The organism is Rhizobium cauense, from assembly GCF_019511525.1.
GTDB lineage: Bacteria > Pseudomonadota > Alphaproteobacteria > Rhizobiales > Rhizobiaceae > Rhizobium > Rhizobium cauense.
On record NZ_JAEUAT010000004.1, the window covers coordinates 465,343 to 483,193 of the forward strand.

The 17,851-nt window shown below is 58.7% G+C and carries 17 protein-coding genes; 12 read left to right on the top strand and 5 right to left on the bottom strand.

What is annotated here, in order from left to right; genetic code table 11:
• Positions 1–65: 65 nt before the first annotated feature.
• From JNB88_RS10635 to JNB88_RS10650, 5 genes are all read left to right on the top strand, one after another.
• Entirely contained in the window at positions 66–2,009 is a 1,944-nt protein-coding gene (locus JNB88_RS10635) for an AfsR/SARP family transcriptional regulator (RefSeq protein ID WP_220355427.1), read from the top strand.
• Positions 2,010–2,132: 123 nt separating this feature from the next.
• Positions 2,133–2,264 carry a hypothetical protein gene (locus JNB88_RS34135; RefSeq protein WP_262928068.1) on the top strand — a complete coding sequence of 44 codons (132 nt, stop codon included), beginning with the start codon at positions 2,133–2,135 and terminating at the stop codon, positions 2,262–2,264.
• Between the two features lie 12 nt (positions 2,265–2,276).
• A complete protein-coding gene (locus JNB88_RS10640; RefSeq protein ID WP_220355428.1) occupies positions 2,277–3,536 on the top strand; it encodes a YcaO-like family protein in 1,260 nt (419 codons plus the stop codon).
• A complete protein-coding gene (locus JNB88_RS10645; RefSeq protein WP_037129789.1) occupies positions 3,533–4,279 on the top strand; it encodes a TfuA-like protein in 747 nt (248 codons plus the stop codon). Before JNB88_RS10640 ends, JNB88_RS10645 begins: the two co-directional genes overlap by 4 nt.
• Positions 4,280–4,341: 62 nt before the next feature.
• On the top strand, positions 4,342–4,611 hold the full coding sequence (locus JNB88_RS10650) for a hypothetical protein (RefSeq protein WP_037129791.1): 270 nt from the start codon (positions 4,342–4,344) through the stop codon (positions 4,609–4,611).
• Between the two features lie 28 nt (positions 4,612–4,639).
• Here JNB88_RS10650 and JNB88_RS10655 read toward each other — a convergent pair whose 3' ends face one another.
• Positions 4,640–5,032, bottom strand: a complete 393-nt coding sequence (locus JNB88_RS10655; RefSeq protein ID WP_037129795.1) for a helix-turn-helix domain-containing protein — start codon at positions 5,030–5,032, stop codon at positions 4,640–4,642.
• 242 nt (positions 5,033–5,274) lie between these two features.
• Here JNB88_RS10655 and JNB88_RS10660 point away from each other — a divergent pair, with 242 nt between their 5' ends.
• The 7 genes from JNB88_RS10660 (at position 5,275) to nadC (ending at position 14,644) form a co-directional block, all read left to right on the top strand.
• Positions 5,275–6,339, top strand: a complete 1,065-nt coding sequence (locus JNB88_RS10660) for an HlyD family secretion protein (RefSeq protein WP_220355429.1) — start codon at positions 5,275–5,277, stop codon at positions 6,337–6,339.
• Positions 6,336–9,104, top strand: a complete 2,769-nt coding sequence (gene rbbA, locus JNB88_RS10665; RefSeq protein WP_220355430.1) for a ribosome-associated ATPase/putative transporter RbbA — start codon at positions 6,336–6,338, stop codon at positions 9,102–9,104. Before JNB88_RS10660 ends, rbbA begins: the two co-directional genes overlap by 4 nt.
• Positions 9,105–9,106: 2 nt before the next feature.
• Entirely contained in the window at positions 9,107–10,219 is a 1,113-nt protein-coding gene (locus tag JNB88_RS10670; RefSeq protein WP_037129802.1) for an ABC transporter permease, read from the top strand.
• Positions 10,220–10,311: 92 nt separating this feature from the next.
• Complete coding sequence (locus JNB88_RS10675; protein WP_037129804.1) at positions 10,312–11,214, top strand: NrtR DNA-binding winged helix domain-containing protein; 903 nt, start codon at positions 10,312–10,314, stop codon at positions 11,212–11,214.
• A 70-nt stretch (positions 11,215–11,284) separates the two neighbouring features.
• Entirely contained in the window at positions 11,285–12,256 is a 972-nt protein-coding gene (gene nadA / locus JNB88_RS10680; RefSeq protein ID WP_220355431.1) for a quinolinate synthase NadA, read from the top strand.
• Complete coding sequence (locus JNB88_RS10685) at positions 12,253–13,791, top strand: L-aspartate oxidase (protein WP_220355432.1); 1,539 nt, start codon at positions 12,253–12,255, stop codon at positions 13,789–13,791. The genes nadA and JNB88_RS10685 overlap by 4 nt, the downstream gene beginning before the upstream one ends.
• A gap of 1 nt (position 13,792) precedes the next feature.
• Complete coding sequence (gene nadC, locus JNB88_RS10690; protein WP_220355433.1) at positions 13,793–14,644, top strand: carboxylating nicotinate-nucleotide diphosphorylase; 852 nt, start codon at positions 13,793–13,795, stop codon at positions 14,642–14,644.
• Positions 14,645–14,756: 112 nt separating this feature from the next.
• Here nadC and JNB88_RS10695 read toward each other — a convergent pair whose 3' ends face one another.
• From JNB88_RS10695 to JNB88_RS10710, 4 genes are all read right to left on the bottom strand, one after another.
• Entirely contained in the window at positions 14,757–15,233 is a 477-nt protein-coding gene (locus JNB88_RS10695) for a cupin domain-containing protein (protein ID WP_037129810.1), read from the bottom strand.
• Between the two features lie 48 nt (positions 15,234–15,281).
• The gene (locus JNB88_RS10700) at positions 15,282–15,614 is read right to left on the bottom strand and encodes a chaperone modulator CbpM (RefSeq protein ID WP_220355434.1); all 333 of its coding nucleotides are present in this window, start codon (positions 15,612–15,614) and stop codon (positions 15,282–15,284) included.
• A complete protein-coding gene (locus tag JNB88_RS10705; RefSeq protein ID WP_220355435.1) occupies positions 15,607–16,530 on the bottom strand; it encodes a DnaJ C-terminal domain-containing protein in 924 nt (307 codons plus the stop codon). The genes JNB88_RS10700 and JNB88_RS10705 overlap by 8 nt, the downstream gene beginning before the upstream one ends.
• A 98-nt stretch (positions 16,531–16,628) precedes the next feature.
• Positions 16,629–17,135, bottom strand: coding sequence for a hypothetical protein (locus JNB88_RS10710; protein WP_037129816.1), 507 nt, complete (start codon positions 17,133–17,135; stop codon positions 16,629–16,631).
• Positions 17,136–17,851: the final 716 nt, after the last annotated feature.

The following is a 17,851-nucleotide window of genomic DNA, read 5'->3' on the forward strand; positions in this document are numbered from 1 at the left end:
AATTCTTTTGCGTTGCCGTTATTTGGTCCTATACTTCGCGCGGATCCTCCAAACGCGAGTTGCCCGTGACAGGGAAAGAGAGCCGCTTCCTCCGTCTGCTTGGAACGCCCGCGCTTTTCGCGCAGGGGTGTGAAATCGCATTGCCGGAGAAGGCATATGCTCTACTCGCTTTCCTGGTGACCGCGCCGCAGTGCTCCATGGATCGGGAGATCCTGCGCAGCATCCTTTGGCAGTCGGACCAATCCAAACAGCGTGCAGGCAGTCTGCGCCAACTTTTAGCTCGTATTGATCGTAGCATTCCGGATGATATGCCTCGCCTCATCAGGGCGACCAATACCCACGCGCAGTTCAACCACGACGACTGGGAGGCTGATGTCCTGGTGTTGAGCAACTCCGCCGCGCCTCTGCCGCGTTCCGCTTGGGATTTTTTGCGCGGCGATCTCGTGGAAGGGTTCAAGGCACCTACGATTGAGGCCGAAGAGCGGATCGGCGTTGAGGGGCAGCGAATTGCGCAACGCCGCGAAGCTCATATCATCGCGCTGCTCGAAACGCCGGAAAAACGGACCTCGGCCGACATTCTATTCCTCGCTGGCCTACTTGTTGACGCCGACCCTGCAAACGAGGTTGCATGCAGAGCCTTGATGCAGAGGCATGCTGATGCCGGGGACATTGCATCTGCACGTCAGGCATACTTTCGTTGCCGCAGTGAGTTGAAAACCGAGTATGGCGCTGAGCCGGACGGGCTAACTCAGGCGCTCGCTCTGGAGCTTGGCATCGTCGCGCCCGCCATGGTCCAAGGCGCACCCACCCATATGCCCGATGTTCCGATTGATCCACTCGGCCAGCCTCGCGTGATGATCCTGCCACCGGATTCGATATTGTCCGATCCGGTGCTCCAGCGCGTCGGGAGGGCCTTGCTGGAGGAGGTGACCATTGGCTTGAGCCAGCAACGTGGCTTCAAGGTCATTGCGGCCCACACGAGCCTGGAAATCCTCAATCGCAGCCTTGCAGGGGCGCAAACCGCGCCACCACCGCCAGAATTGCGGTTTGACTATACTGTCTACGTGACGATCCATGGCCGCGAGGACGACATCTACGCGACCTGCCGATTGACAAAGACATCGACTGCCGAAGTGCTTTGGGCGATCGACCTGCCTCTCGCCATGCAGAAGGTCAATCATTCATTCGGTCAGCTCGCTCGGCGCATCGTTATGACACTCGCCGATACGATCGAACGTCGTGAGCTTCTGGACATGACGCACGACGTCAATCCGTCGGCCTATCGCCTCTACCTCGAAGGCAAGCGGCTCGTTTCAAAGACGGACCTGCAGCATCTGCGCCAGGCGCGCAAGTGGTTTAAATCAGCGCTTGCACGTCACGACAGGTTTTCATCCGCCCATGCGGGGATGGCGCGGGTGCTCGGCATGGAGTGGCTCGTGCGGGGGATGAAGGATACACAGTTGCTGGAGGAAGCCGAGCGCTCGGCCTGGCTTGCGCGCGACAACGATCCGAATAGCGGTCGGGCCATGCGGGAGCTTGGGTTCGTTGCTCTCTATCGCCGCCGCTTCAGCGACAGCCTCGACTTCTTTGCCGAAGCCCAAATGCTCAATCCGAATGATGCCGACATCCTTGCAGATCACGCGGATGCCTTGCTGCATGACGGTCAGAGCGATCGGGCACTGGAATTGAGCCTGGCGGCCATCAAGCTCAATCCACTGCCACCCGATTACTACTACTGGAACCTTGGCGGCATTCACTTCGTCCAGGAAAACTACGCCAAGGCGATCGAGGTTCTTGATCGGGTCAAGGATCGTCCGGCGACGTCACGCCTTTTGGCTGCAGCGCACGCGAAGAATGGAGATCGCGAGCTGGCGTCGCGCTACGCTTCGATAGTGCTAGAGAGTTTTCCTGATTTCCGCACGGATGATGTGTGGAGATTCGTACCGGATCGCAATCCCGACGACACCCGACAGCTGATCGACGGCCTGCGCATGGCCGGACTGTCCTGAAGCGCTACACTTTGGCCTTTTTTGACCCCTTTTTGCCGCGCAACTCGGTCACGCCGAAATAACGCCTGTCGAGGCATGTTCCCTTCTGTCCGCAGCATAACGCTGCCTTGAACAGGAGATGACATGATGACGACTCAGATCAAGCCAGTTGCAGTACGCCTTTCCGCCGCCGCTCAGGCTGTGCTCAAGCAGGAAGCTGTACAGCTCGACACGAATGCCACGGCAAACATCGTACACGCCCTGAAGTTTCGTTGAGGATTTACGCGAATGTCTGTTCAGACGTCACTGGAGCGCCTGGCGGGAGATCTCAGCCTCTCATCGGCCGGAATCAACAGCTATCACGACCGCTCGCTGAACCCTGGGCAGACATTCGCGGCGATCAAACCACACTTCAAGGAGCTGGGCATCACGCGCGTTGGGATGCTCACTGCGCTTGACCTTCTCGAGATCCCGGTGGCTTTTGCCACTCGACCCAACAGCTACACTCTTTCCGTCTTTCAGGGAAAGGGCATAGACGAGGAGGCAGCGATGACCTCCGCCGCGATGGAAGCCGTTGAGACACGTGTTGCTGAAATCCAACCGAGCGACCTTGTGGTCGCGACGCTCGAGGGCATGAGAGCCGAGCGTGCGCCCATGATCGACCTCGATTCCGTTGCCCGCTGCGTGCCCTCCGAGATCGGTGCGCAGCCACTCGCCTGGAGCGAGGGGCTGGACATTGTCTCCAACCGACCCGTGTTTGTGCCGTGGCCGCTCGTCGGCCTCGATCATCGGGGCGTCCGACCGTCTGGGTTCGAGCAGTCGAGTGACGGGCTCGCGTCCGGAAATCGGCCAGCCGAAGCCGTGTTGCACGGCCTTTGCGAGTTGGTCGAGCGCGACGCGTGGGCGCTCACGCAGTTGCGCCCCTACGAGCAACTGCGCGGTACGCGAATTGACCCTGCAGCGTTCGCCGATCCGGTTCTTGATATCATCGTCGACCGCATCAAGCGCGCGGACATGCGCCTCTTGCTGCTCGACATGACGACCGACATTGGTGTTCCCAGTTTTCTGGCGGTTATCATTCCAGGCAACCTCGGCGAGCGCGTCGATGCGCGTTGGACCCAGGTTTGCGGGGGGTGCGGCTGCCACCCCGATCCCGTTCGTGCAGCGCTCCGGGCGATCACCGAGGCAGCCCAAAGCCGTCTGACCGCGATCGCCGGCAGCCGCGACGACTTCTCTCCGCGTCTCTATCAGAGGCTTGATGACGGGAGCCCAATGCGAGAACTCATCAATCTGTGTGATGAGGCGCCTGTCGCCCCTGGCTTCCGGTTTGAAACGTCGCAACGCACCATTCAGGAAAATATCACTCACATCCTCGACCGCCTCAACGCCCGCGGGATCGAACAGGTGGTGGCTGTGCCGCTTTCACACCCGCGTCTACCGGTCTCGGTCGTGCGCATGATCGTGCCCGGTCTCGAGGTGGATGTCAGCGGCGAGTACATTCAACTTGGGCTGCGCGCCGTCGGGGCTATGCAGGGAGCGATACAATGAAGGTTATCTTTGCTGGTCCGAGCTTCGGCGCCAATATCGAACGACTTCGCGGCAAGTATCCGTCGATTGCCTTTCGCGGACCGGCGGCGCGAGGTGACATACTGCAAGCAGTGCAGGATGGTGCGCGTGCGATTGGCATAGTTGATGGCTACTTCGGTGAGGTGCCATCGGTATGGCATAAGGAAATTCTGTACGCCCTTCAGAGGGATGTGGTTGTTGTCGGAGGCGCCAGTATGGGCGCCTTGCGAGCTGCCGAATGCTCAGCATTCGGGATGGTCGGACTTGGTTCGATCTACGAGGACTATGCGGATGGCCGCCTTGTTGATGACGAGGCCGTCGCCCTTGTTCACGCTCCTGAAGAGCTAGGCTGGTTGCCACTGTCGATCCCGTGGGTGGACTTCCAGCCCACGATCGACGTCCTTTACCGAAAAGGGGCGCTGTCGCTGGGTGAGCACAAGATGCTTCTGCTTGCTGGCCGTTCGGTTCATTTCTCCGAGCGGACATACCCTAAGGTCGTTGAAGGCTGCACATTTTCCTCGGATGGTCGCGCCAAGGAGATCCTGCGCTTGATTCGAGCTGGAAAGATCGAGCGTAAACGCCTGGATGCGGAACTCGTCCTTCAGCACCTGCAGGAAGTGGAATTTGGTACGCGGGAGCGTGACTGGGGGTTTGCTGCAACATCGCACTGGGAGCATTTGCGGGCGGAAGTCACGGGTGCGGTAACGCCTGTAACGCCCGAGTAACGCCGACGCTGAATGATAGTGCCATCAAAGCCCTGAAGGCTCATTCAGAGAAGGCAGTACGGATGAATATTCTGACGAGGGACGAGGGCACGGGTAGCGAATATGCTAGAATCTTCCGGCTGCTGTCAGCGGCGAAAGATGAGGCCCAGAAGCTCAAGCTGCACAATCTCATGCACTTGACGAATATGGCCCTTCTTCAGGTCGTCATTGATTGGGACGGTATTGACCCCGAGCGGGAACTCGACGTCAATCTCGAAAAGCTAATAGGCGCCAAGACGCAGGTCGCAATGAAAGACGCCAGCGAGAACCTGGTGCTTCTCGACTGCCATTGACGGTGGTGCCGTCACACTTAAATTGCTTCTACTCGAAGTCGACGTCCAGCTGGTCCATGCCGGCAATTGCCTGGACGAGCTTCACGATCTTCTTGCGAACCTGTTCGTTCTTGATCGAGAGGAACGCAGCGTTGAGCAGCACACCGTCGCGCGAGACAACGAACTCTTCGCTTGGTGTCGGATTGTCATTGGCCTGGGTGAAATCTTCGAAGAAGGAGCGGACATCAACGTCAAGCGCGCCGGCGATTTCGACCAGCATGCTGGCGGAAACGCGGTTTGAGCCCTTTTCATATTTTTGTATCTGCTGGAACGTGACGCCAACCCGGTCGCCAAGTTCGGTCTGTGATACCTTACGCATCAAACGCTTTATGCGGATCGTCTTTCCGACGTGAACATCGACTGCATGGGGTCCTTCTTTCATGATTTTTATCCTTTCGACGCCGGTTGTTGCGCGACTATTATACTAGCGAACAACCTAACGGAGATAATTGATCGGATCAATTGTGTTGATTCTTTTTTTATCCGGTGTCCGACACCCCGCTCAACATGTTGAAGTCTCGACCATCCGGCTGACTTGCTGCTATTTTCAGCGGCAAATCGTTGTTATTGTTGATAACAACCATAGATCGTCGTCAGACATTTGCTTTCATTGAGAGGTTTGGGATGTCGACAAAGAATTGGGTTTGGATTGCCGCGCTCGCTGTTGCGGTGGTCGGCGGTTACTTTGCCTGGCAGAAGCTCGCCAACGAAGGCCTCCCAGCCGGCATTGCAAGCGGCAACGGTCGGATCGAAGCGACAGAAATCGATATCTCGACGAAGACAGCAGGGCGCATTCAGGAAATTCTCGTGAATGAAGGCGCCTTCGTGAAGGCAGGCGAAGTTTTGGCGCGGATGGACACAGAGCAACTGGATGCCAGCCTGCGCCAGGCCGAAGCGCAACTGCGTCGGGCGGCCATCGGCATCGACACTGCCAATAGCCTTGTCAAACAGCGTGAGGCCGAGCAGCAGGCAGCGATCGCTGTCGTGACCCAACGCGAAGCCGAATCTGACGCCGCGGCGATCAAGTATGCCCGGTCGATGATGCTTCTCAAGCAGAACACGATTTCCCAGCAGATATTGGATGATGACAAGGCAGCAGCCGCGGCTGCAAGGGCTACTGTGGCTGCCGCACAAGCCCAGCTTGCCGCCGCTGAGGCGGCCATCGCGGCAGCCCAGGCGCAGGTGGTCGACGCTGAGGCGGCTGTCGATTCCGCCAAGGCTCAGATTGAGAGTATCAAGGCGGATCTCGCCGACAGCGTGCTCACGTCACCTCGCGATGGTCGTGTGCAATATCGCGTGGCGCAACCGGGAGAGGTGCTAGCTGCGGGCGGGCGCGTACTCAACATCGTTGATCTGAGTGATGTCTACATGACCTTCTTCCTGCCGACCGAGCAGGCCGGCAAGGTCGCGTATAATGCCGATGTGCGCATCGTTCTCGATGCAGCGCCCTCGCTGATCATCCCTGCGAAGGTCAGCTATGTAGCAGCGGTGGCGCAGTTCACCCCAAAGACCGTCGAGACCCATGAAGAGCGGCAGAAGCTGATGTTCCGCATCAAAGCGCAGATCCCGCAGGAACTGCTGCGGAAATATATCGACTTCGTCAAAACCGGCCTTCCGGGGATGGCCTACGTAAAGCTTGATCCACAAGCCCAATGGCCGGCCAATGTCGCCGGAGCGCCGGTTCAATGAGCGGCAGCTCGAGCACGGAGGGGGCGCCAGAAGTTGTGGCCCGTCTCGACGGCGTCAGCCTTTCTTACGGCAAGACGCAGGCCCTCGACACTGTAACGCTCGACCTCCCAGCAAACCGAATGATCGGATTCATCGGACCTGATGGCGTCGGCAAGTCAAGCTTGCTTTCGCTGGTTGCCGGTGCCCGTGTGGTTCAGCAAGGACGTATTGACGTCTTGGGCGGCGATATTGCTGACGCGACACACCGGCGCATCACCTCGCCGCGCATCGCCTACATGCCCCAGGGACTGGGCAAGAACCTTTACCCCACCTTGTCAGTGTTTGAGAATGTCGACTTTTTCGGCAGGCTTTTTGGACAAGGCAAGGACGAACGGGAGGAGCGAATCGAGGGCCTTCTGAAGGGCACAGGTCTCAGCGCCTTCGCAGGCCGCCCGGCTGGCAAGCTATCGGGAGGCATGAAGCAGAAGCTCAGCCTCTGCTGCGCGCTGATCCATGATCCGGACCTCCTCATTCTCGATGAGCCGACGACGGGCGTTGATCCGCTGTCACGGCGCCAGTTCTGGGATCTGATCGATACCATCAGGCAAAGCCGACCAGGGATGAGCGTCATAGTTGCCACGGCCTACATGGAGGAAGCGGCCCGCTTCGACTGGTTGGTTGCAATGGATGCAGGAAAAATCCTGGCAACCGGGGCGCCGGCGGAGATATTGAACAAGACGCAAACATCAAGCCTCGACGCCGCGTTCATCGCGCTTCTTCCGGAGGAAAAGCGGTCGGGGCATGTCGAGGTCGTGATGCCGGCGCGCATAGGGGGTGCCGATAGCGAGATTGCAATCGAGGCGGAGCATCTGACGATGCGGTTCGGGGATTTCACGGCCGTGGACAATGTCAGCTTCCGTATCGGGCGCGGTGAGATATTCGGTTTTCTCGGCTCGAATGGATGTGGCAAGACAACAACGATGAAAATGCTCACGGGTCTTCTGCCCGCAAGCGAAGGCACGGCGCGGCTCTTTGGACACGCGGTGGACCCGAACGACATCGAGATCCGCCGGCGGATTGGCTACATGTCGCAGGCGTTTTCGCTCTATTCAGAGCTTACTGTGCGGCAGAATCTGGACCTCCATGCGAGGCTATTCAGTATGGATCCCGCCGCAATTCCGGCCCGTATCGACGAGACGGTGCGCCGCTTCGACCTCGCCGAGGTGATGGACGCCTTGCCCGATGCCTTGCCCCTCGGGATCCGCCAACGATTGTCGCTCGCAGTCGCGATGATCCACTCCCCCGATATTCTCATCCTCGACGAACCGACGTCGGGCGTCGATCCGGTTGCTCGCGACAACTTTTGGCAGATCCTCTCCGACCTGTCGCGCAAGGACAACGTGACGATCTTTGTCTCGACCCATTTCATGAATGAGGCAGCGCTTTGCGACCGCATATCGCTGATGCATGCCGGCAAGGTGCTGATAAGTGATACGCCGGCGGCGATCATTGAGAGCCGATCCGCGGCAACGCTGGAAGAGGCTTTCGTAGCCTACCTTGAAGATGCGATTGGCAATAGGGATGCGGAGCCCGCAAGCTTCGCTGCGTCTACGGCTTCGGGCGACAAATCCGCAGCAGAGCAGGGGCATGGGTTTCGCCGGCTCTTCGATCCGCGCCGGATGTTCGCCTATACGAGGCGAGAGGCACTCGAGCTTCAGCGGGATCCCATTCGCGCTACATTGGCTATTGTTGGCAGCGTCATCTTGATGTTCGTTATTGGCTACGGGATCAATATGGATGTCGAGAACCTGTCCTTTGCCGTGCTTGATCGCGATGATACGACAATCAGCCAGGACTACATCCAGCAGATTTCCGGGTCGCGCTACTTTGTGGAAAAGCCCCCGATCGTCGACTATAACGACATGGATCGCCGCATGCGATCAGGTGAGCTCTCTCTCGCGATAGAAATCCCGCCGGGCTTTGGCCGCGATGTCTCGCGCGGGCAGGGTGTCGAGGTTGGAGCCTGGATCGACGGCGCGATGCCGAGCAGGGCGGAAACTGTCCGTGGTTATGTTCAGGGAATGCATTCCGAGTGGCTGGGGCGCAAGGCTCAGCTTTACGGACAGGCGGCCACGCCCGGCAATTTTCAGCTCGAGATACGCTACCGCTACAATCCTGATGTCCAGAGTCTCGTTGCAATGGTGCCGGGCGTCATCCCGTTGCTTCTGATGATGATCCCGGCAATGCTTGCAGGGCTCAGTGTCGTGCGTGAGAAGGAGTTGGGCTCGATCATCAATTTCTACGTGACCCCCGTCACGCGTCTCGAATTCCTCTTTGGTAAGCAGCTGCCCTATATCGGCCTTGCGATGCTGAATTTCTTCATGCTCACGGCCTTCGCCGTCTTTATTTTCCGAGTGCCATTTACAGGAAGTTTCCTCACCTTCACGCTTGCTGCGTTAATCTATGTAACCGTGACAACGAGCATGGGGCTGTTGATCTCGGCTTTCATGAATAGCCAGATTGCCGCCATTTTTGGGACGGCGTTGATCACGCTGATTCCGGCTGTCCAGTATTCAGGCATGATCGACCCTGTGTCATCGCTACAGGGTGTCGGCGCCGTTGTCGGGCAGATCTACCCGGCCTCGCACTTCGTGACCATATCGCGCGGCACCTTCTCAAAGGCGCTCGATTTCGGCGATCTGGCCGGATCCTTTGTGCCTCTTTTGATAGCCGTACCTGTTCTCCTGGGGCTCGGCGCTGTTCTCCTCAAGAAACAGGCGGATTGAGCATGCGCATAGAGAGCATATACCGGCTTGGGGTGAAGGAACTCTGGGGGCTGGTGCGCGATCCCATGCTTCTCGTCCTCATCATCTATGCCTTCACGGTGTCGATCTACACGGCGTCGAACTCGACCCCCGAAACCTTGAACCGGGCTGCCATCTCGATCGTCGATGAAGACCAGTCGCCGATCTCCTCGCGCATTATCACTGCATTCTATCCGCCATATTTTGTGGTGCCTCGCATCATTCCCTTTTCAGAGGTTGACCCCCGTATGGATGCCGGGTTGGACACATTTGCGCTCGACATCCCGCCAAACTTCCAGCGTGATGTGCTCGCCGGCAGATCGCCAGCCATTCAGCTGAATATCGATGCTACGCGTATTTCGCAGGCCTTTACGGGGGGCGGCTACGTGCAGTCGATCGTCTCGGGCGAGGTCAACGAGTTTGTCAATCGCCACCGCGGCAGCGACCCGGTATTGGTCGATCTGGCACTACGTGCGCGCTTCAATCCGCAACTCGACAAGGGATGGTTTGGCTCGATAAACAACGTGATCTCCTCGATCACGATGCTGTCGATCATCCTGACAGGCGCGGCATTGATCCGTGAGCGCGAGCACGGCACGATCGAGCATCTCCTTGTCATGCCGATAACGCCAGTTGAAATCATGCTGAGCAAGATCTGGTCGATGGGTCTTGTCGTCGTTCTCGCAGCTGTCTTCTCGTTGCTTTTCATCGTTCAGGGATTGCTTCGCGTTCCGATCGAAGGATCGTTCACGCTCTTTGTCATCGGGACAATCCTTGACGTGTTTGCAATGACCTGCATGGGAATTTTCCTGGCAACCATCGCCGGCTCCATGCCGCAGTTCGGGCTTCTCCTCATGCTCGTGTTGATTCCTCTGCAAATGCTTTCGGGTGGCACAACGCCGCGCGAGAGCATGCCCGAGGTCATTCAGACCATCATGCTGGCAGCACCCAACACGCATTTCGTGATCCTCTCCCAGGCTGTTCTGTTTCGCGGAGCCGGGCTGAGCGTGGTATGGCCTCAGCTTGCCGCTCTCTTCGCCATCGGTGCCATCTTCTTCTATTTTGCGCTCACCCGTTTCCGCCAATTTCTGCGCTAGCGGGGGCAACGGAATTTGGTCCGCGACGCTTTCGCGTGGCGGATTGGTGTGCGAAAGATTGGTCTTTCTAGAGAGATGGATTCGTAGCCACTGTGACGATTGGGTTTGCACATGCCGAGTTGATAGCCGTGTTGGCGGCGGTAACGGGTGGGGAACCGCGCGTCATGACGATCAGTTCGGGAGATGCGCTTCCCTCTGGTCCGTTTGAGATGGGCCACCGTACCCTGCAGAGTGGCCTTCGCGAATGGGTTCAGGAACAGACTGGCCATCCACTCGGCTTCCTGGAGCAACTCTATACCTTTGCCGACCGCGACCGGAACAACGAGATCCGGGGAGGGCGGACGATTTCGATCAGCTATCTTGGGCTCGTGCGTGAACAGGCCACACCAGGTGGCGGCCGGCCCGGTTGGCATGGCTGGTATAGCTACTTTCCCTGGGAAGATTGGCGGTCTGGACGTCCCGCTATCTTGGATGACATTGCCAGGTGCCTTGTTGGGTGGGCCAAGCGCGACCCTTCTCGTCAGTTTGAGAGAACACAGCGGGCGAGCTTTGCCTTTGGTCTGGGCGGGACGGTCTGGAACGAGGATCTGGTGTTGCAACGCTACGAGTTGCTCTATGAAGCGGGCCTCTTGGCCGAGGCTGGCTGCCCGACTGACCTGGACCTGGGCAGGCCGATGTTTGCCGACCATCGGCGTATCCTTGCGACAGGCATTGCGAGGCTGCGCGCCAAGATCAAATACCGCCCCGTTGTTTTCGAGCTGATGCCCGAAAGCTTCACCTTGCTGCAGTTGCAACGCTGTGTCGAGGCACTCGCTGGGCTGACCCTGCACAAGCAGAATTTCCGCCGTTTGATCGAACAGCAGGAGCTTGTCGAAGAGACAGGTGAAATGACGAGTGAAACCGGCGGGCGGCCGGCAAAGCTTTTTCGTTACCGTCACGTCGTTCTTGAGGAACGTGCGCTCGCTGGATCGAAGCTACCAGTTTCCCGCAATTGACATATGCTCAATATGAGAATATTGATTTGACCAATATATACTCATTCCGAGCATAAATAGGGATCTGGTCATGAATCATCGCGTTTCAGTGTCCGCGCTTTACGAGCGTGTTCAACGTGTCATTCCCAAGGCCGAATGGCTGTCGTTTGCGGACGATGTCGAGGCGATCCTGGAACTGAAACGGCGACGAAATGCGGTCATTCTCGCGCACAATTATCAGACGCCAGAAATTTTCCATGGGGTTGCCGATATCGTCGGCGACAGCCTGGCATTGGCCCGAAAAGCGATCGACGTCGATGCGGACGTGATTGTCCTTGCTGGCGTGCATTTCATGGCCGAAACCGCCAAACTCCTCAATCCTGGAAAGACCGTGCTTATTCCGGATATGGGGGCAGGTTGTTCGCTCGCCGATTCGATCACGCCCCAGGATGTGGCTCTATTGCGTGAAGCCCATCCCGGGGTGCCGATCATTACCTATGTGAACACATCGGCGGCAGTGAAGGCTGCATCCGACATCTGCTGCACCTCAGGCAATGCCCGGCAGGTCGTCGAGTCGCTCGGCGTGCCAAAAGTGCTGATGATCCCGGACGAGTATCTCGCGCAAAACGTAGCCCGTGAAACGAAGGTCGAAGTCCTCGCCTGGCACGGTCATTGTGAGGTTCACGAACTCTTTACTGCAGACGACGTCAGGCAATTGCGTGAGAACTATCCTGGCGTGACTGTTCTGGCGCATCCCGAATGTCCACCAGATGTGGTCGCAGAGGCCGATTTTGCCGGATCCACCGCCGTAATGTCCGATTTCGTCGGCGAAAAGCGTCCGGCTCGTGTCGTGCTTCTGACGGAATGCTCGATGAGCGACAATGTGGCGGTCCATCACCCGGACGTGGATTTCATTCGCCCCTGCAACCTTTGTCCGCACATGAAGCGGATCACGCTAGCCAACATCCGAACCGCCCTCGAAGAAAACCGCCACGAGGTCACTGTCGATCCAGAAGTTGCCGTCGCAGCGCGGCGCGCCGTCGAGCGGATGCTTGCCATATGACAGATACACTCGCGGCTCTCAGGGGGCAGGTGACGGTCGTTGGCAGCGGATTGGCTGGTCTGATGACTGCCTTGACGCTCGCGCCGCAACCCGTCGTACTCGTCACAAGCGCCGCACTCGGCACGCAAACGTCAAGCGCCTGGGCGCAAGGCGGGATCGCCGCCAGTGTTGGCGTCGATGATAGTGTCGAGCTGCATCTAGCCGACACGCTTTTGGCCGGCGACGGACTTTGCGACGCCCGCATTGCATCTGAGATCGTTGCGCAGGGCCCGGCTGTCATCGCCGCACTGGAGTGTGCAGGCGTCGCGTTCGACAGGGATCGGGCGGGCTGCCTCATGCTCGGGCTGGAGGCGGCTCATTCGCGCCGACGGATCGTGCATGCCTCCGGGGATGCTTCGGGTGCTGCTGTCATCACCGCACTTGTGCGCGCCGTCACCAACACGCCGTCGATCACTGTGCTTGAGGCAACCGACGTGCGCACACTTCTGACTGACGGTGGTGCAATCTGCGGCCTGACCGTCTCCAAGGAAGGGCAGACGGTTGCCATCGCCACCGACCGTGTTGTGTTGGCGACAGGCGGTATCGGTGGGCTGTACGATTCCACGACCAATCCTACGTCCAACTTCGGACAGGGTATTGCGTTGGCAGCAAGGGCTGGGGCGGAACTCGCAGATATGGAATTCGTGCAGTTCCACCCAACGGGTCTAGATTCTGCCCGCCGGCCGCTCGCCCTCGTCAGCGAGGCTGTGCGCGGCGAGGGTGCAATCCTGGTCAACGATGCTGGCGAGCGCTTCATGTCCGGCATCGACGGGGCAGAGCTTGCCCCGCGTGATGTCGTCGCGCGCGCCATCAGTACGGAGCTCACCCAGGGACGACATGTCTTCCTGGATGCGCGTCGTGCGCTCGGCGATCGCTTTGCGTCGCGCTTTCCGACAATCCAGGCACTGTGCCAAGAGGCGGGTGTCGATCCGGCACGCGACCTTATCCCTGTTCGTCCTGCGGTCCACTACCACATGGGTGGTGTCGCGACTGATTTGAAGGGTCGCAGTTCAATCCCTGGACTCTGGGTTGTCGGCGAAGCGGCCTCGACCGGCCTCCACGGCGCGAACCGGCTAGCCAGCAACTCGTTGCTCGAGGCAGCGGTCATGGGAATGCGAGCCGCCCACGACATCGCCGCCAGCGCCCAAGGTGTCATTCGACTGAGTACGTGCATGCAGACCGTGCCGGTCCCCGATGCTTCGGCTGTACGTGCGACTGTATCGCGCCGCCTCGGTGTCTTGCGCAGTCGGAGTGATCTTCAAAGCGCGATCGCAGCTCTGTTGCCGCTCGCCGAAAGTCGCGGGCCTGCTACAGATCCAGCAATCGTCGCTCTATCGATCGCGGTATTTGCGATGCTGCGACAGGAAACGCGGGGTGCACATGCGCGCGTCGATTTTCCGCTCAAACTCTCCCTCACCAGGCGCCGAACGATGACCTACGCCGATGTGCTTGATGTCGCGCGCGCCGAAACCCATAGCATTGCCCGGAGTGCCTGAAATGCCCCTTGCTCCCTTACCGCGCCTTATCGTTGAACCGCTCGTGCGTGCAGCCCTTCTCGAAGATCTCGGTCTTGCCGGCGACATAACCTCGGCAGCCGTCATTCCCGCAGACCATTGTTCGTTGTTGGTGATGGTTGCGCGGCAGCCTGGTGTCGTTGCCGGTCTCGATGCCGCTGAGCTCGCCTTCCATCTCGTGGAGCCGGCAATAACATTCCGTCGCCATCTCCAAGACGGGTCCCAGGTCAGCCCCGGCGATATCATTGCCACCATCACCGGTCCGTCGCGCGGCCTCTTGACCGGCGAGCGCACCGCGCTCAATTTCCTCGGCCATCTCTCAGGAATCGCGACCGTGACAGCATGCCTGGTCGAAGCAGTCGCGGGTACGAAGGCTTCGATTGCCTGCACCCGCAAGACAACGCCCGGCCTGCGCGCCCTGGAGAAACATGCGGTTCGCGCCGGTGGTGGAATGAATCACCGCTTCGCGCTCCATGATGCGGTCCTGATCAAGGATAACCATGTAGCGGTTGCAGACGGCGTACGCGAAGCAATTCGCCGCGCACGCGCCAGCGTTGGCCACATGGTCAAGATAGAGGTGGAGGTCGATACGCTGGAGCAATTGCGCGAGGCGATGGAGGAGGGCGTCGATGCAGTCTTGCTCGACAATATGAGCCCCGCTGAACTCCGCGAGGCAGTGGCGATCGTCGATGGACGTGCCATCACCGAGGCATCGGGAAGAGTGACGGCCGCGACAGTCGCTGCGATCGCCGCCTCCGGCGTCGATCTCATTTCGGTCGGTTGGTGCACGCATAGTGCGCCTACGTTGGACATCGGGCTGGATGTTCAGACCTGAATGATAGCAATTTGACGCTCACAGGCTCTGGCCAACTGCTTCAGCCCACGACTACTGTTCCAACATACAGTATGGTTTGACCGCCGTTTGGAAGCCTCCGCAGTCAACGCGGTTAGGATCGATGGATCGGATCGATCCAGGGCACATCCTCAGGTATTTCGACCGGTTCGATATCGAGATTGACAACGACCGGATCCTGGCCTGAGCGCACGAGAACGCATTCGAGCGTCTCGTCGCGACTGGCATTGATTTCCTGATGGGGGACATAAGGCGGTACAAAGATGAAATCCCCAGGGCCTGCCTCGGCAGTAAACTCGAGGTGGTCTCCCCAGCGCATGCGCGCCTTTCCCCTCACCACGTAGATGATGCTTTCGAGATCACCGTGGTGATGAGCGCCGGTCTTCGCATTTGCATGGATCGTAACCGTCCCGGCCCATATCTTCTCGGCACCGGCGCGGGCATGATTGATCGCCGTTGCCCGGTTCATTCCCGCTGTCTGCGCTGTGTTTGGGTCCAGCGAATTGCCTGGGATCACCTTCACCCCATGCTCGCGCCAGTCGATTGGATGATGGCCATGTTCCTCGGTCATTGCATCTCCTTGCTGCGATTGTGCATTCCGAAACGAATAGCTAGGTGATCAAGTCCCGGCGACCTTGGAGAGTTCATCGAGCTTACCACGCAGCCTACGCCTGACCTCCTCGTCCTGCCCTTCCATGGCAGAAAGAATTTCCCGAAGCGTTCCACGCAGTCCGTGGATCTGATCGATGAGATCCATGATGAGGTCGACCCCGGCGTCGTTTACGCCCAGATCCCTGGTGAGGTCGAGGATCAGGCGCCCGCGAGCAAGATCCGTATCGCGAAAATCGCGAGCACCGTCGTGTGTTTGCGGGAGCAGCCATCCCTGCTCAACCCAAACCTCCAGGACCGTCACGTCGATCTTCAGAAAACGGCGGAATTCAAGATCATCCATGGCTACTCTCCATGCCCTTTCTCGGATCCTGCGCATTGCCTGCCGTCCATCCGGTCATGAATTCGGTCAGTTGCTGATCCGAGGCGTCCGGCAGCACGATCTTCAGTGTGATGTAAACATCTCCAGCGCTACCGTCCTTCTTCGCAACGCCTTTGCCCTTCAGCCGCAGGGTCTTTCCTGCGTTCGAGTGTGGCGGCAATGTCAGGTTGACAGGACCGGACGGTGTTTGCGCACGCACCTTGCCGCCGAGTACGGCCTCGCGCAGCGTAATCGGCAGATCGAAGCGAATGTCATCACCATCGCGGACGTAGAAGCGATGCGGACGGACACGAATTTCGACGAGAGCATCGCCGGCTGAACCGCCACCAATGCCGGGCTCGCCCTTGCCTTTGAGCCTGAGCGTCTGGCCGTCGCGTGTGCCTGGCGGTATCTTTAGGTCGAGTGCCGGTCCGTCTGGCAACCTGATCTGCGTCTTCGTACCGTTAATGGCGTCCAGGAAATCAACCTCCAGCGAGTAGTGACGATCCGATCCGTGAGCGCGAAATTCGCCTCCGCGCGCCCGTCGCGAAAAGAAGCTGGAAAAGATATCGTCGCTGTCGCCGAAGTCCGCAAAACCTGCGCTGCTGTGATAAGGGTTCTCGGTGCCTGATGCAGAGGCGTAATCGCGATAGTACTGGCGCGGTGCCTGCTCGGCGCCGGTCATGTCGATCTCTCCGCGATCGAAGCGGCCGCGCTTTTCCTCGTCGCCCAGTAGTTCGTAAGCAGCGGAAATCTCTTTGAAGCGCTCCTCAGCCTTCTTGTCGCCTGGATTGAGATCGGGGTGAAGTTTCTTGGCGAGCTTGCGGAATGCGCTTTGAATGTCTTTTTGCGTGGCGTCCTTCTTTACGCCGAGAAGCTCGTATGGATCGCGGCTCATATATGTCTCCGGTTCAGCCGGCGGAAATCACCAGCTATTTGCCGTTTATATAGGTCCGAGGCTTGGCTCCGACGAGAGGTTGTATTCAGCCCGTCGCGTCAATTTCGGCGCAGGCTGATCTCGCTCGTGACCACCTTCTGACCGGATGCAGGGTCAACGTCGACAGTTCTTATGCGTATCGCGTTTGCGTCGACACGCTCGATCGTCATGTTGGCGGTGCGATCACCGTTGATTACCCTTGACCAGCGCACAGCGAGATTGATGGCATCACCGCTACGGCTCCCGCGCAAGCCGGACACGCCCCCCGACGGGCCAATGTAGCTGCCCGCATATTGCGCGCCACTCACCTTGAGATTGGCCGAAACCGCTCGCGTGACCACGATCATGCCTCTGCAGGTTCCCTTCATCGAGAGCACTTCACCGCTTGCCTGGGTCTTGAAATTGCAGTCGAGATTGATGGGCGAAGAAGACGTCGTGCGCTTCATCATGCCCCCACCTGTCCAGTCACCCGCAAGCGATTGCAGGAAAGGGGCTTCATCGGCAAATGCTGCGCCGGTCGTTGCCCAGATCAGCGCGGTCACAGCGGCATGTCGGCAGCACTTCATGACGTCCTCCCATGGAGATGATCAGGAATGCTTTGCTATGCTCTAAGTTCCTCCCAGCGTAGGGATCCAGGCAGGATGCCCAAGGAAAGGGGGGCGTGCAAGCCGATTTCGTCAGGCGCAGCCATGATGTCAGCCGCCAACGCCTCTCCTTGATGAATGATCGCGCCGGCGGATGTGTACGTTACAAAACCACAAGCATATGGAATAACCTCGTTCCGAGTGCGTCTTTTTGTGAGTATTGAAGGACTACGACGCCGACCACCATTGGAATGGCAAGAGCGCTGGACTCCAAGTCCAACACGCCGGCTGCTTCAGCGCCAGCTTGAGAAGGCTGAGCAGATAGTAGCTCATTACGGGATTCTCTCCGCCGGGCCGCGGCCATTCCCCCACAGCATGTAGCCTTCGACCCTGGGTATGAACTGGGAATAGCGTCACCGCGGGCTATGATCAGGCCCCGCGCTAGAAAGCATCATACCCTAATGGACTGGGTGTGCCCTTTCGTATCGGCCATTTAGACCTCGGGATAGATCCTCATGGACTGCCGAGGAGCTATGCTCGGATCATGCATCGCGAATTGCGTCTTTGCCCGACAGCCGAAAAAGGGAAACTCGAATGCGCCAGTTCCTAGTCGCTTTTTGCCTCCTTACATCTTCATTTGTGATCTGCCCCTCCGTGTCTGCACCACCCGCGTTGGCTCACGATGGCGGTCACGGGGG

What these genes read in the sequence shown, in the direction of transcription:
- JNB88_RS10705 (WP_220355435.1), bottom strand. Translation starts at nt 16,530, where the DNA reads ATGAGCCGCGATCCATACGAGCTTCTCGGCGTAAAGAAGGACGCCACG.
- JNB88_RS10650 (WP_037129791.1), top strand. Translation starts at nt 4,342, where the DNA reads ATGAATATTCTGACGAGGGACGAGGGCACGGGTAGCGAATATGCTAGA.
- JNB88_RS10660 (WP_220355429.1), top strand. Translation starts at nt 5,275, where the DNA reads ATGTCGACAAAGAATTGGGTTTGGATTGCCGCGCTCGCTGTTGCGGTG.
- JNB88_RS10685 (WP_220355432.1), top strand. Translation starts at nt 12,253, where the DNA reads ATGACAGATACACTCGCGGCTCTCAGGGGGCAGGTGACGGTCGTTGGC.
- JNB88_RS34135 (WP_262928068.1), top strand. Translation starts at nt 2,133, where the DNA reads ATGATGACGACTCAGATCAAGCCAGTTGCAGTACGCCTTTCCGCCGCC.
- JNB88_RS10695 (WP_037129810.1), bottom strand. Translation starts at nt 15,233, where the DNA reads ATGACCGAGGAACATGGCCATCATCCAATCGACTGGCGCGAGCATGGG.
- nadC (WP_220355433.1), top strand. Translation starts at nt 13,793, where the DNA reads ATGCCCCTTGCTCCCTTACCGCGCCTTATCGTTGAACCGCTCGTGCGT.
- JNB88_RS10640 (WP_220355428.1), top strand. Translation starts at nt 2,277, where the DNA reads ATGTCTGTTCAGACGTCACTGGAGCGCCTGGCGGGAGATCTCAGCCTC.
- JNB88_RS10670 (WP_037129802.1), top strand. Translation starts at nt 9,107, where the DNA reads ATGCGCATAGAGAGCATATACCGGCTTGGGGTGAAGGAACTCTGGGGG.
- JNB88_RS10645 (WP_037129789.1), top strand. Translation starts at nt 3,533, where the DNA reads ATGAAGGTTATCTTTGCTGGTCCGAGCTTCGGCGCCAATATCGAACGA.
- rbbA (WP_220355430.1), top strand. Translation starts at nt 6,336, where the DNA reads ATGAGCGGCAGCTCGAGCACGGAGGGGGCGCCAGAAGTTGTGGCCCGT.
- JNB88_RS10655 (WP_037129795.1), bottom strand. Translation starts at nt 5,032, where the DNA reads ATGAAAGAAGGACCCCATGCAGTCGATGTTCACGTCGGAAAGACGATC.
- JNB88_RS10710 (WP_037129816.1), bottom strand. Translation starts at nt 17,135, where the DNA reads ATGAAGTGCTGCCGACATGCCGCTGTGACCGCGCTGATCTGGGCAACG.
- nadA (WP_220355431.1), top strand. Translation starts at nt 11,285, where the DNA reads ATGAATCATCGCGTTTCAGTGTCCGCGCTTTACGAGCGTGTTCAACGT.
- JNB88_RS10700 (WP_220355434.1), bottom strand. Translation starts at nt 15,614, where the DNA reads ATGGATGATCTTGAATTCCGCCGTTTTCTGAAGATCGACGTGACGGTC.